The organism is Pedobacter aquatilis, from assembly GCF_032678425.1.
Taxonomy (GTDB): Bacteria; Bacteroidota; Bacteroidia; order Sphingobacteriales; family Sphingobacteriaceae; genus Pedobacter; species Pedobacter aquatilis_B.
In genome coordinates this window covers 1,262,435-1,278,015 of record NZ_JAVTSG010000001.1, presented here as the reverse complement: position 1 = coordinate 1,278,015, position 15,581 = coordinate 1,262,435, and the positions used below count along the sequence as shown (strand labels likewise).

General features: G+C 35.0%; 11 protein-coding genes and 1 pseudogene. 8 read left to right on the top strand and 4 right to left on the bottom strand.

The window, feature by feature from the left end; all coding sequences use genetic code 11:
* Positions 1–63 precede the first annotated feature (63 nt).
* The 4 genes from R2Q16_RS05425 (at position 64) to R2Q16_RS05410 (ending at position 7,031) form a co-directional block, all read left to right on the top strand.
* On the top strand, positions 64–2,439 hold the full coding sequence (locus R2Q16_RS05425) for a phosphocholine-specific phospholipase C (RefSeq protein WP_316735612.1): 2,376 nt from the start codon (positions 64–66) through the stop codon (positions 2,437–2,439).
* 47 nt (positions 2,440–2,486) lie between these two features.
* Complete coding sequence (locus R2Q16_RS05420) at positions 2,487–5,402, top strand: two-component regulator propeller domain-containing protein (protein ID WP_316735611.1); 2,916 nt, start codon at positions 2,487–2,489, stop codon at positions 5,400–5,402.
* Positions 5,403–5,428: 26 nt separating this feature from the next.
* Positions 5,429–6,055, top strand: coding sequence for a response regulator transcription factor (locus R2Q16_RS05415; RefSeq protein ID WP_316735610.1), 627 nt, complete (start codon positions 5,429–5,431; stop codon positions 6,053–6,055).
* Between the two features lie 115 nt (positions 6,056–6,170).
* Entirely contained in the window at positions 6,171–7,031 is an 861-nt protein-coding gene (locus R2Q16_RS05410) for an AraC family transcriptional regulator (protein ID WP_316735609.1), read from the top strand.
* A 238-nt stretch (positions 7,032–7,269) separates the two neighbouring features.
* Here R2Q16_RS05410 and R2Q16_RS05405 read toward each other — a convergent pair whose 3' ends face one another.
* The 4 genes and pseudogenes from R2Q16_RS05405 to R2Q16_RS05390 form a co-directional block, all read right to left on the bottom strand.
* A complete protein-coding gene (locus R2Q16_RS05405; protein ID WP_316735608.1) occupies positions 7,270–7,836 on the bottom strand; it encodes a DUF2911 domain-containing protein in 567 nt (188 codons plus the stop codon).
* A 59-nt stretch (positions 7,837–7,895) separates the two neighbouring features.
* Entirely contained in the window at positions 7,896–8,081 is a 186-nt protein-coding gene (locus R2Q16_RS05400; RefSeq protein ID WP_316735607.1) for a hypothetical protein, read from the bottom strand.
* A gap of 59 nt (positions 8,082–8,140) precedes the next feature.
* Positions 8,141–8,794, bottom strand: a complete 654-nt coding sequence (locus R2Q16_RS05395) for a polysaccharide deacetylase family protein (protein ID WP_316735779.1) — start codon at positions 8,792–8,794, stop codon at positions 8,141–8,143.
* A gap of 71 nt (positions 8,795–8,865) precedes the next feature.
* Positions 8,866–10,665: pseudogene (locus R2Q16_RS05390) on the bottom strand (glycoside hydrolase family 9 protein).
* Positions 10,666–10,781: 116 nt separating this feature from the next.
* On the opposite strand from R2Q16_RS05390, the gene R2Q16_RS05385 reads away from it, so the two are divergent.
* From R2Q16_RS05385 to R2Q16_RS05370, 4 genes are read left to right on the top strand one after another with little or no spacing between them, the layout of a single operon-like run.
* Positions 10,782–11,408 carry a TetR/AcrR family transcriptional regulator gene (locus R2Q16_RS05385; protein ID WP_316735606.1) on the top strand — a complete coding sequence of 209 codons (627 nt, stop codon included), beginning with the start codon at positions 10,782–10,784 and terminating at the stop codon, positions 11,406–11,408.
* The gene (locus R2Q16_RS05380; RefSeq protein WP_316735605.1) at positions 11,405–12,724 is read left to right on the top strand and encodes a TolC family protein; all 1,320 of its coding nucleotides are present in this window, start codon (positions 11,405–11,407) and stop codon (positions 12,722–12,724) included. Before R2Q16_RS05385 ends, R2Q16_RS05380 begins: the two co-directional genes overlap by 4 nt.
* Positions 12,725–12,732: 8 nt before the next feature.
* Complete coding sequence (locus tag R2Q16_RS05375) at positions 12,733–13,812, top strand: HlyD family secretion protein (RefSeq protein WP_316735604.1); 1,080 nt, start codon at positions 12,733–12,735, stop codon at positions 13,810–13,812.
* A gap of 7 nt (positions 13,813–13,819) precedes the next feature.
* Positions 13,820–15,367, top strand: a complete 1,548-nt coding sequence (locus R2Q16_RS05370) for a DHA2 family efflux MFS transporter permease subunit (protein WP_316735603.1) — start codon at positions 13,820–13,822, stop codon at positions 15,365–15,367.
* Positions 15,368–15,581 lie beyond the last annotated feature (214 nt).

The window sequence follows — 15,581 nt, the reverse complement described above, 5'->3', positions numbered from 1 at the left end:
AATTTTTGCAGGAGATGGATTAGTGGTATCGCCCTTTACATTTTCGCATCATAATATTTCGTAATGGATTCACGCAGAGAATTTTTAAAAAAAGCCTCTTTATTGGCTGGTACAACTGGTTTTGCAAATACTTTTCCGAGTTCTATATTAAAGGCAATGGCTATAAATGCCGAGCCGGGGAGCACTTTTTATGATGCGGAGCATATTGTGTTCTTAATGCAAGAAAACCGTTCTTTCGATCATATGTTTGGAAAATTGAAAGGTGTTCGAGGCTTTAACGATCCACATCCTCACATTCAGCCTGATGGAAATAAAGTTTGGTTACAAAAAGACGGACAAGGTTATACTTATGCGCCATTTCACGTAGATATTAATAAAACTAAAATTACCTGGCAAGGTGGTTTGCCACATTCATGGAATGATCAGGTTGCTGCCAGAAATGGCGGACGATATGATAAATGGTTTCCGGTAAAAACCGCAATGACATTATCTTATTATGATAGGAATGATGTGCCATTTTATTATGCTTTGGCAGATGCTTTTACAGTTTGCGACCAACATTTTTGTTCTTCGTTAACAGGTACAACCCCAAATCGGCTATTCTTTTTTACTGGAACTGTGCGTGGTGAACAAAGTTTGAATCGTGTTGCTGTAGTTAATAACGAGCAGGCTGAATCGCAAAACAATGTTTTTGTAGACTGGCCTACTTTTCAAGAAAAGCTGGAGGATAATGGAATCGATTGGCGTATTTACCAAAATGAATTGTGGACATCCAAATTACCCGAGGGCGAAATAGACGATTGGTGCGGTAATTACGGAGATAATCCGATTGAATATGTGAGCAGGCATAACGTAAAACTTTCTGCTTACTTCAGAAAAAATGGAGACAATACAGTAAAACCACCTTTAACAGCGGCTGAAGTTCAGGCTAAATATGATAAACTATCTCAGCGAGAAAAAAACCTGGTTGACAAAGCTTTTACAACTAACATTTCTCAGAAAGATTACATTGATGTAGAACCTTTTACTTTTACCAATGATCAGGGAAATAAAGAGACGGTTAACATCCCAAAGGGAGATATTTTTCATCAGTTTAGAAAAGACGTTGACAGTGGAAAATTACCTGCCGTTTCGTGGTTGGTTGCTCCACAACGTTTCTCTGACCATACTAGCTCGCCACTTTATGGTACCTGGTATGTTAGTGAAGCACTGGATATTTTAACCAAGAATCCTGAAGTGTGGAAGAAAACTATTTTTATCCTTACTTATGATGAAAACGACGGTTATTTCGACCATCAACCGCCTTTTGTGGTTCCAAATCCTGACGATCCATCAAGCGGAAAAGTTTCTGAAGGTATAAATTTTGCAACTGATTATGAGAATAGAAAAGGCAGTCCGATTGGATTAGGCTATCGCGTTCCAATGGTTGTCGCATCGCCCTGGAGTAAAGGTGGCTTCGTAAATTCTCAGGTATTTGACCATACTTCTTCCTTAATGTTTATGGAAAAATGGTTATCCAAGAAAATAGGTAAAGCTTTAAAAAGCAATAATATAAGCGATTGGAGAAGAAACTTTTGCGGTGATTTAACCTCCGTTTTCAGACCTTATAATGGTGAGGAAATAAAATCTCCCGAACCTTTAAAACGTGAAATCGTTGTGGCCAATATTGTTAATGCAAAAAACAAACCAGCGCAACTTGGTCCAACGGCACTTAATAAAGTTGAAGTTGCTAAAATGAACCGTTTCGAAAATTTTGCAAATGAAACTTCAAAGTATGCACCAAAGCAAGAAAAAGGAACAAAGCCTGCTTGTGCTTTGCCTTATCAATTATTGGTTGATGCTGAGTTTTCGAACAATGAAATTGAGCTTAAATTTCAGGCTGCAAAAGGTATTTTTGGAAGCGAAACAGAAAACGTTGGAGCGCCATTCAACATGAACACAATTTTGAAATATAAAGGCGTAATTGGCAAAACCTGGGCTTATGCTGTTAAATGTGGCGATATTATAAGAGATAAAATCAGCATTGATGATTTTGATAATGGAATTTATGATTTCGCAATAAACGGGCCGAATGGTTTTTATAGGAATTTTAAGGGAAATAATAAAAATCCTAATCTAATTATCTACGCTAAACCTGAAATTACAGGTACAATTTCTAAAAAAGTGAGTGGGAATCTGATTTTCTATTTTGAAAATATAGGTTCGTCAACTTTAAATATTCAAATAATTGATAATAAATATAATAACCAAACCAAAACTGTTAGTTTAAAGCCAAAATCATCAATCAATATTATATTAAACTTATCAAAAAATGGAAATTGGTACGATTTCAGTATAATTCAAACCGGAAATAGCGTTTTCAAACAACAATATGCCGGCAAGATTGAAAACGGAAGGATTACAGAAACAGATCCTTACATGGGAAATAATTTAGCGTAATTTCATTTGCCTATTTATTGAGATAAAATATCTTATTTTGCATATCCATGCAGAGTAGAAATCTTACAGTTAAAATCCTAATTATCTTTTTGTTAGCTCACATTAAGTTGTATGGGCAAAGCTATAATTTTACAAGATATGGCTTAAAAGAGGGCTTACCTCAATCGCAGGTAAGTGTAATTTATCAGGCTAAAAACCGAACCTTGTGGCTTGGTACTTTTGGCGGCGTAAGTAATTTCGATGGTAAAATTTTTACATCTTACAGCAAAGCTGATGGATTGATTTCTAACTCCATTACAAGCATTGTTGAAGACGATAACGAACAAGTTTTCATCGGAACTGAAATTGGCTTAAATATTCTCTCCGATGGGAAAATAAAAACCATATTATCAAATAGTTCTATATCTCAACTTAAAAAAGATAGAAAGGGAGAAATCTGGGGCTTAAGCAATTGGAAATTATTCAAAATTGAACATGGAAAACCCATATTTTCTGAAATAAAATCTGAAATTGTTACCTGTTTATCACTAAATAATCAAGGAGAACTATTTGCTTTTGTAAAAGGAAAAGGAATTTTAAAGAGAACAAACGGAATCTGGAAGTTGCATCAGGAATTTCGGAAGGAAATCGTGTCAAATGGTGTTTCTAAAATGCTTTTTGATAATGTAGATACAGATAAATTATATGTATTATCGACCAAACTCGGCGTATTTTCTATAACAAAAGGCAAATTAGAAAGAGTATTTGTTAAGAATAATCCTTCAAACTATTACACAATTGCTCAAGATAGCAAAGGCGGGCTATGGATTGGAACAGATAAGGGCGTTCATTTGCTCAACAGAAATAATACTACCATTTATTTTAATGATACAAATGGTTTAAGTGATAGCCGGGTTTATGATGTTTTTAAGGATAAGGAAGATAACATCTGGATTTCTTGTTTTAGTGATGGCTTGTATAAATACGAGGGTGATGCTTTTATAAGATACGTAACTTTTAAGGGGCAAAATTTAGGTTTTCCGATTACAGGTGTTTCTGCAGATAAGCACAATAACCTTTGGATAGGCAGCTCTAATAAAGGTTTATTAAAATACAACGGAAGAACAATCGATCGGGTTTCAAATCCCGAACTTAGGGATAGAAATATAATTTTTACTTACACAGATAGAAATAAAAATGTATGGATTTCAGCTCAAGATAAAGGCCTATGGAAATATGATGGAACTAAATTTGGTCAAGTATTAAAACCAACTACTTCTGATTTTAATTCGATGCTGCAGGATACTGAAGGTGCTTATTGGGTAAATAGCTCGATGGAAACCCTCTACATCAAAAATGGTAAAACACAGAAAATAGGGGGCTTAAAAGGCTACAACTCGTGCATATATGAGCTGAAACCCGATAGCATTTTGTTAGGAACCTCGTCTGGTGTTTATCTCCTAAGGAATGGAAAAATTGATTTTGACTTTAAGATAAAGGAATTAAAAAGCATTTATATTTTAAACATTACTAAACATAATGACAACATTTTGTTTGCCACTTTGGGTGATGGAATGGTTTCATGGAATCGGAAAACGGGATTAGTAAAGAAATATACTGCTGGTAAGGGCATAAACTCCAATGATATTTACAGTATGGCTGTTGATAGCAGCAATTATTTATGGATCGGAACCGGTAGAGGGATTAATAAACTTAGCTATAGTAATACAACTGGCAGTTATGAGGTTTTAAGTAACAGTCCGCTGATTATGGAGTGCAACCAAGGCGCAATCATAAATTATAAAAGTAGCATGGTTGTAGGCACCGTATATGGTTTAATTCGCTGTAAAACAAATGCTAATTACGAAAAAAATATAGGGCCACATACATACATCGATTTTATAAAAGTATTCCATAGAAGTGATAAAAATAAGGACATTTCCATAATTCCTAAGTTTGTGAACCGAACATTAAATAAGCTTTCCAATAATCAAAATCATCTTTCAATAAGCTTTAAAGCCATCTATCTATCCAATCCGGATAACATTTTGTATAAATATAAGATGGTTGGAGTGGATGATGATTTTAGTGCACCGATAAACAGCAACGAGATTGAATATTCATCGATAAAACCTGGCAACTACACATTTCAGGTTTATGCAATTGCAGATGGCAAAGCTTCAAATATTGAGCAGTTTAGTTTTACAATAATTCCTCCGATTTATGATACCTTATTGTTTAAAATCTGTGCTTTCATTCTGCTTATTCTATTAATTTGGCTTATTTTTTCGATGATTTTTAAAGCGAGAGAACGAAAAAAAATACAACTGGAAAGAATAAAAATTGAAGAACAAGAAAAAATTAGGAAACAAACAGCTGAAGATTTCCATGATGATATTGGTAACAAACTAACCAGGATTAATGTGCTTTCTGAAATTCTCGATAAAAAGGTGGGTGATGAACGATCAGACCAAAAGGAACTTATTCGTTTAATTAGAGAAAATGCGGATTTACTTTATTCGGGAACGAAAGATATTTTGTGGGCTTTAGATCCCAAAAGCGATAATTTATTTGCTATTTTAACTCATATCAAAAATTTTGGTATCGATTTATTTCAAAACACAGGGATAAGTTTTAGGATTGAAGGAATATTGACCGAATATGAGAAAATAACGCTCTCTATGGAGTTTAATAGGAACTTGACTCTTATTTTCAAGGAAATGCTCAATAACATCTTGAAACACGCTAAGGCGCAGAATGTTGTTATACTGGTTAGTAGAAATGAGGTTAATAATATAGAAATTCTAACTCATGATGATGGAAAAGGATTTAATCCGCAATTAATTAAAAGTGGAAGAGGATTAAATAATATTCAAACCAGAAGTAAACGGATAAATTCTACTTATACAATTCAAACTAAACTTGGCGAAGGGACAAAAATTTTAATTTCTACGCAGATTTTTGTTACAAAATTCGGAAATTAGCGTCATACAGTTTTATAAGCAAAGGGATGAGCAAGAAACTAAGAATTATTTTAATTGAAGACGATGATATTCTTAGGATGGGTTACGAATCAATTTTGCAGGATGAGGATGATTTTGAAATCGTAAGTTCTTATTCATCATATGACGAAGCGAAAAAGCAATTAACAACAAATAATCCTGATGTAATTCTGCTCGATTTGCAAATGCCTGGAACAAGTGGCATGGAGGCGCTCCCGCTCATTAAAAAAACTTTACCAAAAGCCAATATTATTATTTTAACTGTTTTTGATTCTCCTGAGCAGGTTTTTGAAGCCCTAACTTTAGGCGCTGGCGGTTACCTTACTAAAAACTCAAGTTCTTCTAAAATTATTGATGCGATAAGGGAAGTGAGCACAGGCGGTGGCGCTATGAGTACCAATGTGGCCAGGATTGTAATGCATTCCTTTCAAAAAAACCTTAATTCGCCGCTTACAAAAAGAGAAACAGAAATTCTAGATCGTATTGTAAACGGGCAAACTAAAACTCAAATTGCTAAAGAACTTTTTATCGATCAAGAAACCGTTCGAAGCCATGTAAAGAACATTTACATAAAACTCGACGTGAATTCAAAATCAGCGGCGATAAAAACTGCTAAAGAAAAGCGATTCATCTGATTCACAACAGTTTCTTAATAAATCCCCCGTTTTGGGTGGTACACAACGTTTTGTTTGGATTTACTTTTACAAATTCTGAAATCAATCATTGTTAACCACCTCTCCAAGCAAGTAGATGAAATATGCAAAGGTATTAAGTAACGGAAATACAATCGTTAGTGAAAGTTCTTGCGACGCTTCCTATCAGCGTAAAAGCATGCATTATACCATTAAATTTGTTTTTGGTGGAATTGAAAGTTGCGATATAAAAAATAAGAACTTAAATATTTATCCAGATAGTTTCGTTGTGCTTAATGCAGGCACTAATTTTAGTAGCCGTATAGAATCTTCAACACCTGTTAGAACATTTTCTTTGTCATTTACCGAGCACTTTATTAACGATTTTCATAAATCTCTTTCAAAGAATATGCAAATTGAAGTAGGAGAGGTGTTTGAACCACATACTTTTAAAGCATCTATTTATCCTTTTACTCCTGATATCAAGCAAAAGGTAAATACTTTGAAAAACTATCTTGACAATGGCTTAAATGATGAATTGCTGATTAACGAATACATGCACGATACACTTTTGAATTATTATAAAATTTATGATGAAGAGATTAATAAACGTATTGGCAAGCTAAATTTTGTTAGAGAAAAAACAAAGGAAGATGTTTTAAAGCGTTTAACGATTGCAAAGGAATATATGAATAGCAATTTCAATAAGAACTTAACACTTGAAGGTATTGCAGAACATTGCTGCTTATCTGTTAATCATTTTTTAAGAACATTTAAGGAAGCTTATGACATTACACCATATCAATATTTGGTGAAAATTAGATTGAAAAGAGCGAAAGATTTGTTACAATATTCTAATTATTCGTTAAATGAAATTGTTGGGATGATTGGGTTTGAATGCACAAGCTCGTTCATCAGATTATTTAAAAATAACTTTAACACAACACCATCAAAATACAAGAAAAGTAGACTAAATTAAAATACAAAAAAGTGATTCTTACATATTTTTTAATGGTAACGAACACTATTTTTACAAGAACTTTCAAGTTAGACTTTGTAGAAGTTTTACCTGATAGGTTAATAATGATAGAAAAAAAGCAAGCTACCAGGATTGGAGTTTGCTTTTTATTTTTGATAGAATTTGCTTATCTCACAGGAAATTATGGGCAAAAAAAAGACCCCGAAATTTCGGAGCCTTGTAAAATATTGTTGTTTGCTTAAAAGCTTATAGGCAACTCTATTTGAGTTTTATCCCATGCCGCAACTAAATTTGCGCCACCGTCTTTTTGGTTAAAAGTTATAGAGAAATACTCAATTGGTTTTGTAAGACTTTTAGCAGGCACATTAACACGAACTACATCCTTTGATTCATCGTAACTAAAAGCGCCCCATTTGTCGGTTTGCTTGTTTACAATAATTGTCCACGAATCTTTATTTGGAATCGCGAATAAACTATAAACTCCGGCTTTAATTTTTTTGCCACCAATGCTTACTTTTTTGAAGAAACGAATCTCAGTACTCTCGTTAGCACCAAAACGCCAAACTTTTCCGTATTGTTCTAGCACGCCAAATATATCACGTCCCTTTTTTTGAGGACGAGAATACACAACCTTAACAATTGGCAATGTTGCATCTTCTGCCTTTACTTTAGCTGCATTTAAAGGATAATAAACAATATCCGCAGGACTTGGATCTGCAACCGGAAATTTTACATCACCAGATGAATCTTGAGCTTTCGCTGTAAAACACAATAATGCGAAAGCAACAATGAAAATATTCCTCATTTGCTGAGTTTTTAGAAATTTAATAACCAAACAGAACGTAAAATCGACAAAAATTCGATTTAGTATTTTCTGCCTTTAACAATAGCGTTTAAAAATAAGCCAGCGCTTAATAAACCTAAAACACCACCTAAAAGAGCAAAAATGTAATTTTGAGTAATTATAGCTCCTGTTAAAATACCGAAGAATAAACCTAATGCGTAATAAAGCCAATTAAAATTATTGCTGCTGTTTTCTTGTACACTCATTTTTTTAATATTTGAGGCAAAGTTAATATTTATTTTAAATTTTACTTTGGATTAGGTGTTTAATGGTTTAATAATTTATCTATTCTAACTAAATCATAACCATTTCGTTGCAGATAAGTAATCAAATTGCCTAGCTTGTTGTAAAACTTATCCTTTCTTTTTGGGTCTGTACCAATGTGAAGCAATAAGATAAAACCATTTAAGCCATTTTTATTACTTTCATTATAAGTAGTTATCGATTTAAAAATTTCTTCGCTGCCGCGATAGACTTTGCCTAATTCGGGGAAGGTGTAATCTGCATTGGAGCGTGTACCAGAACTAAAATTTATAAGCTGAAGTTGTTGTTCATTTGTCCAATCAGAAATTTTTTGATTATACCATTCGTAGGGCGGGAGAAAATATTTTGCCTCCGCTCTGGAAATGCCAAAGTGTTTCATTTCGTTATAATTGAATATTAAATCTTCATCAAATTCTGCTTTTGTAACGAGCAAACTATCTCTTTTCTGCCAATCGCAATACAATAAATGTTTATTTGAGTGTGCACCCAGGTAATGACCATTGTTCTTCAAATTTTCGATGATTTTTTTGAAAGCCTCGTTTCGATAAAAATTTCCGGTTAGAAAGAAAGACGCCTTAACCTTTTTATACTTTAAGGTTTTGATAATTGATGGTCCGCCATCAGCAAATTCATCACCAGTAAAAACTAATGCTATTTTTTTCTTTGTAGAATCTCCTCGAACAATTGCACCCAGATATTTACTTTCGCCCCCATTTATGAGGGCTTCTACTTTTTTGGCTTCGATGCAGCCTCCTTAGCCGCCAGTAAATAAATTAAAGATGCCGTTCCATCCATTGTAGGTTCGTTGGTGCTGTAGTCGCCATAATCATCATGGTAAACCGCTAAATCACTTTGAAATTCAGCATATTCATCTTCTTCTGCTAATTTAATGCCTATTAAACCTTTGTAAATATTGGTGTAAACCGGGCCATCAACCAAGCCGCCATCAATCGGATAATTTTTTAAGTGTGTAAAAGCAGAATGTGGATCAACCGGAGTATCGCCCCAATTTGGCAAGCCGTAAACCATACTAGTTCCCCATGGATTACAGCCAAAAAGCCAATCAAAATTAGCTTGTTCGAGTTCTTCGAAGCTATTATCACTAGTTAAATTTGCGTACCAAGAACATTGTATGGAAAATGAAACCGTTAAATTATTGCTGCACCAAATAAAGGGAACGCCACGATAAAAAGCATTTTGCTGCGCCCTATTCCAAACTTCTGTTATTCCTGCTTTATAAAAGTTTGTAACCTTCGTTTTTTCGTTACCATTTAATTGTTTTGCTAGTTCATAGTGGCCAATATTAATGAATGGATAATATTGATAGTGCGCTGCGGTATCTTTCTGCATCCAAGGCGTTATTTTCTCCTGTTCGGCAAAACTTAAAGCGCTTTTAAGATTTTTTTTGGCATTTCTTGGATTATTAAAATTTAGTGCAGCGGCAGCAAGTTCCATATCATCAACCCAATTATCTTCTGCATAGATGTACGGAGATTTAACAGAAGCTGTTTGTGTAACGCCAGGTTTTTTGAGTGCAAACTGCCAAGCCGTTTTAGATTTTTCTTTCAATTTTACAGCATAAGAATCATCAATTTTATTGAATAAATAAGCGCCTAAGTTAAATGCACTACTAAACTTTGCAGCTGTAGAACTTGTTCCGGTAGTATTATTTAAAAATTTGCCGCGTTGCTGTGGTTCTCCTGATATAAAATATAATGGCCTTTCAAAGCCTTTGCCATACTGGTTATCTTCTTTGGGGATACGCATGGTTATATGGTCGCGGTCGTCGGCAAGTTGGTTAAACATTATTTTTTTTTGAGGATGCATCTTCAATCACCAATCCAAGCCCCATTTTGCTTCATCTAATACATCGGCAATGTTGTTTTTGCCATCCAATCCATTTGATTGCTTTTCATCACCAAAGACTTCGGGAAAATCTCGGTACGCCATTAACAAATGGTAGGTTGCATTTGCCGAAGTGGTTGAATATTGCAAATAATCACTGGCATCGTGCCAACCTCCAGAAGCATCAAAATGTGTACTGTCTTTAATTCCAGCTTTTGAACCATATAATGAAAACCCATCATGTGTATGGCAGCTATCTTTTAAATATGGATTGAAACCACTTCTTTGTTGCCGCATGTACCGAAGGCAGAAATCAGCAGCGCCTTTGTAAACCTCGTCGTTTATAATCACCTCTGGTGAGTTAATATTATTTACGCGAATAAAAAATCTCCCTTCGCCCTTAAAATCCGAAAAGTTTAACCTTGCCGTTCTATCGAATGGGCCATAGGCACCAAAAGTTTTAATATTTTTTGATGTAAATACAACCTTGCCTGATACTTTTTCAATAATTTCGAATGAGGTAGGCTTTATGTTTTCCTTGCTTGCCCAAATGGCAACTTTAGTCCCTGCGGGTGTATAGCCTAATAAATTTATTCTTATCCAGCTTTTTTCTGCTTTTTTGAAGGCTATCAAACAGGTAGATATTAGAACTATCACGGTAAAAATGATTAACCTTTTCATTCGTTTAGAAATTTTATTCCTTTAAAATTAAGCTTTTATCAAGATAATGTAAAAGATGACAAATAACATTTGGAAATTAATCAATCGTTTGATTAATTTTGTGCCATCAAAAAGAAATGAAAGTAGAAAAGATAGATAAAAGACAAGCCATAATTGAAGCTGCCGAAAAGCTGTTTTGCGAAACAGGTTATGAAGGCACATCAACCCGTCAGATTTCGAAAGAATCGGGAGCAAACATGGCCATGATTAATTATTACTTCGGTTCGAAGGAAGGCGTTTTTATTGAGATTATGAATAGTCGCATTGCTGGTTTTGCATCTCAATTAAGAATCATTAATGAAGACAAAATTTCTTCACTTCAAAAATTACACAAAGTGATAGAAGGTTATGCCAACAGAATTTTCTCAAATATTGCTTTTCATAAAATGATGCATCGAGAACTTTCTTTAACGCAAAGACCGGAGATGTACGATAAAATTAAAAATGCAATGAGCCATAATATGCTGATTTTGGATAGAATCATTATGGATGGGATTGAAGATGGCAGTTTTATCGACGTTGATGTAAGGATGTTGATTTCGACGATTATGGGTACGCTAACCAATGTAGTAATTGCGCCTCATAAAATTTCTCAGGGCGAAGTTATTGATTTAGGCAACCCGAAAGACAATAAACTAATTAAAGAGCGAGCCATTGCTCATTTACAAAATCTTGTAACAGTATATTTAACAACAAAAAAATGATACCCAAATCAATTAGATTAATGCTTGTGGCATCATTAGTTCCGGCGGCTTTATTTGCACAAAGCACAAAAGAACTAAATATCAATCAGGCAATTGAACTTGGCTTAGCCAATAGTAAAAACTTAAAATTATCTCAAAATAAAATTGACCAGGCTGTGGCGCAGCTTGAGGTTGTAAAAGACAATGTGTTGCCTACTGCAAATGCAAGTTTTATGTACAATCATGCTGAAATTCCAACAAGTACTTTTACACTACCTGGCGGAGGTTCTTCTTTACAATTGCCGAGAAGAGCCGATGCTTTTGTGGGTACTGCAGCTGTGCAAGAACTGGTTTACGGTGGCGGAAAGTTAAAATATGCAAAAGAATCGACTAAATTATTAGCTGATGTTGCTCGTTTAGATGCCGACAAGAGCAAGGAAGAAGTTACTTATGCAGTAATTAATACTTATTATGCTTTATACAAAGTAGCACAAAGCAAAAAAGTTGTTGCTCAAAATTTAGAGTCGATTGCAGCTCAAATTAAACAAGCTCAGCGTTTCTTCGAACAAGGCATTGTAACTAAAAATGATGTGCTGCGTTTCCAATTACAGCAGGCAAATGTTACGCTAACGCAATTGGATATCGAAAGCAATCGTAAAGTAATTAACTATAATCTGGACATCCTTTTAGGTTTGCCTGAAGATACTGAAGTTCAAATTACCGACCCGAATGCCGGTTTAAAAACAACCAGTTCGTTAAATGAATATATGGGTTTGGCAATGGCAAATCGCCAGGAATTAAAGCAACTTGATATGCAAAACAAGGTTGCCGGGTTCAATGTCAAAAGTATAAGAGCAAATGCTTTACCTACAGTTGGAGTGGGCGCAAATTTATATTACATCAACCCAAGTGGTAATTTTATTCCACCAACCAATCAATATTTAATGCCGGTTACTTTGGGCGCAACCGTTTCATGGAACATCGCAAGCCTATGGTCGAACCATAATAAAGTAAGCGAGGCGAAGATTAAGCAAAGCGAAATCCTCATTCAAAAAGATATTTTATCGGATAACGTAAAAACGGATATTAATAAAAATTTCCAAAGCTATCAGGTTGCTGTAAACAAAATTCAGGTTTTGGAAACTTCAATTGCTCAGGCAACAGAAAATGATAAATTATTAGCATCGAAATATAAAAACAATGTAGCATCGGTTACAGATAGAATTGATGCGGAAACTTTATTATATCAAGCAAAAATAAATTTAGAAATAGCTAAAGCTGATGCAGGTTTGGCTTACTATACATTACTAAAATCAACAGGAAAAATAACGCAATAAATACAGCAATGACAACTGAAAATAAAAAGAAAAGTAAAGTAGTACCTATCATCTTAGGTGTTTTACTGGTAATAGGTATCGTTTTTGGTATCACAGAGTGGAATTATTACAGCAAACACGTAGATACGGATGATGCACAGATTGACGGAGATATCAGTCCTGTTGTTGCTCGTGTTGGTGGTTATGTTAAGGATATAAATTTTGAAGAGAACACACGTGTAAATGAAGGACAGGTTTTGGTTAAGCTTGATGATGCAGATTATAAAGTGAGATTAGAGCAAGCACAATCTGGCCAGAAAGGTGCAAGTGCTGGTGTTGGTGTTTCACAATCGCAAATTGTGGCTACGCAAGCCAATACAAGTACTGCTAAAGCAAATGTAGAGGCTGCGAAATCTAACGTTCAGGCAGCAAATGTTAAGGTAAATTTAGCGCAGAAAGATTATAATCGTTACGAAAACCTTGTAAAAGATGGTTCGATAACACAACAAGCTTTTGACCAAGCTAAAGCGAACAAAGAATCGGCAGAAGCGGCAAAACAATCGGCTATTGCGGCTTATCAGGCAGCGCAAGATCAATACAATGCTGCGGTTAAGCAGGTTGGTACAACTCAATCGCAATTGGCTGTTAGTAGCAATGTAATCAGTCAACGCCAAAGTGATATCGATTTTGCTCAACTTCAATTATCATATACAAATATTAAAGCGCCTGCAACAGGTATCGTTTCTAAAAAGAATGTTCAAAAAGGGCAATTGGTTCAAGCTGGACAGTCTTTATTTTCTGTAGTTAATGATGGAAGCATTTATGTGACTGCAAACTTTAAAGAAACACAATTGGAGAAAATTAAAGAAGGTTCAAAAGTAGAAATCGAAGTTGATGCTTATCCGGAAGAAAAAATTCAAGGAGAGGTTTATAACTTTTCGCCAATTACTGGCGCAAAAGGTTCTTTATTGCCTCCTGATAATGCTACAGGTAACTTCGTAAAAGTTGTTCAACGTATTCCGGTAAAAATCAAAATTCATCCATCAAAAGAATTGTTAGCCAAGTTGCGCCCAGGTATGAGTGTAAAAGCATCAGTTTCTACTAAATAATATTATAATGGCCGAAGTAGGTTTAAAAAAGTGGATTATTACTTTTACGGTAATCACGGCTTCATTATTGGAGCTGATTGATACAACTATCGTAAACGTAGCAATCCCTCAAATACAGGGAAACCTGGGCGCTACCCTTGAGGATATCGCCTGGTTATCTACTGGATATGCCGTTGCGAACGTAATCATTCTGCCAATGTCAGGATGGTTAGGTAGTCGTTTCGGGCGAAAAAATTATTTTTTAACTTCTATCATCGTTTTTACAATAGTTTCATTTTTATGCGGTAATGCAACATCGTTAGAAGAATTAATCTTATTTAGAATTTTACAAGGTGTTGCCGGAGGTGGATTAATTTCTACCGCCCAAGCAATTTTAATTGAAACCTGGCCGCGTGAGGATGTGGGTATTGCCACAGCACTTTTTGGCTTAGGTGCAGTTGTTGGGCCAACCGTTGGACCAACAATTGGTGGTTACATTTTGGAAATAGCAGATTGGCCTTGGATTTTCTATGTGAATATTCCTGTCGGGATTTTGGCAGCTTATTGTACCATAACTTTTATTCGAGAAACACCAAAAGATGGTAAAGGAAAACCTGTTGATTGGTGGGGAATTGGATTACTGGCAGTTGCAGTTGGAAGTTTGCAAACATTATTAGAAAAAGGAGAGAGCGAAGACTGGTTTTCAACACCTTACATTGTAGCACTAGCCGTATTATCTGTTTTTGGATTACTATTGTTTATATGGCGAGAAACCTCAACAGACCATCCAATTGTAAACCTCAAAATCATGAAAAAGAGAAGTTTCTCCATCGGGATGTTTACGTCCTTCATTTTAGGTTTTGGATTGTACGGTTCGGTATTCGTATTCCCGGTTTTTGCACAGAATTTATTAGGTTTTACGCCACTACAAACTGGTAAACTTTTTATAGCTGGGGGTATTTGTACCATTGCGATGATGCCTTTTATCGGTATTATGCTTAAAAAGGGCGTTCCTGCGCAATTTATGGCAACAGGAGGGATGTTTTTATTCTTCGTTTTCTGTTGGATGTTGAGTAAATCTACCTTAGCTTCTGGAACGGGCGATTTTTTCTGGCCTTTGGTAATTAGAGGTTTCGGAATGGCTTTATTATTTGTTCCATTAACTACGCTTGCCATGCAAGATTTAACTGGAGCAGAAATTGGACAAGGTTCGGGTTTGAACAATATGAGCAGACAATTGGGCGGCTCCTTTGGTATTGCAGCTTTAACAACTCTAATCCACGTTCGTGCAGGTTTCCACAGAAGTAATTTACTTACAAATGTTAACGAATATAACCCGGCATTTACTCAAAAATTAAACGGATTGATTAATGCTTTTATGGCCAAAGGTTCGTCATTTATCGATGCAAAATTAATGGCCATGAAAGCCATCGAAGGAACAGTAATAAAGCAAACAATGTTGTTAACTTACAACGATGCTTATTGGGTTGCCGGATTGATAATGTTGTTCTCGATACCTTTGTTATATCTTCAAAAGTTTAAGAAAAATGCAAACATTGTTACCGATGCCCACTAAAATTGGCAAGAAAACAGTGTAAATAATGCTAAAAAATAAAAACAGCCGGTGTATTTTATTACATCGGCTGTTTTAACCCAAAAAATTAACAATCAATGCAATGCCCTTAAACATTGCAAATGTTCTTATCTTGCTACCAAGTAGCCAAATAAGATTCTAAAATTAAAATTTATTATACAATTATCCAAATTGTAAGCCTTAGAATTTTAATACC

What these genes read in the sequence shown, in the direction of transcription:
- R2Q16_RS05370 (WP_316735603.1), top strand. Translation starts at nt 13,820, where the DNA reads ATGGCCGAAGTAGGTTTAAAAAAGTGGATTATTACTTTTACGGTAATC.
- R2Q16_RS05375 (WP_316735604.1), top strand. Translation starts at nt 12,733, where the DNA reads ATGACAACTGAAAATAAAAAGAAAAGTAAAGTAGTACCTATCATCTTA.
- R2Q16_RS05385 (WP_316735606.1), top strand. Translation starts at nt 10,782, where the DNA reads ATGAAAGTAGAAAAGATAGATAAAAGACAAGCCATAATTGAAGCTGCC.
- R2Q16_RS05415 (WP_316735610.1), top strand. Translation starts at nt 5,429, where the DNA reads ATGAGCAAGAAACTAAGAATTATTTTAATTGAAGACGATGATATTCTT.
- R2Q16_RS05405 (WP_316735608.1), bottom strand. Translation starts at nt 7,836, where the DNA reads ATGAGGAATATTTTCATTGTTGCTTTCGCATTATTGTGTTTTACAGCG.
- R2Q16_RS05400 (WP_316735607.1), bottom strand. Translation starts at nt 8,081, where the DNA reads ATGAGTGTACAAGAAAACAGCAGCAATAATTTTAATTGGCTTTATTAC.
- R2Q16_RS05380 (WP_316735605.1), top strand. Translation starts at nt 11,405, where the DNA reads ATGATACCCAAATCAATTAGATTAATGCTTGTGGCATCATTAGTTCCG.
- R2Q16_RS05425 (WP_316735612.1), top strand. Translation starts at nt 64, where the DNA reads ATGGATTCACGCAGAGAATTTTTAAAAAAAGCCTCTTTATTGGCTGGT.
- R2Q16_RS05410 (WP_316735609.1), top strand. Translation starts at nt 6,171, where the DNA reads ATGAAATATGCAAAGGTATTAAGTAACGGAAATACAATCGTTAGTGAA.
- R2Q16_RS05420 (WP_316735611.1), top strand. Translation starts at nt 2,487, where the DNA reads ATGCAGAGTAGAAATCTTACAGTTAAAATCCTAATTATCTTTTTGTTA.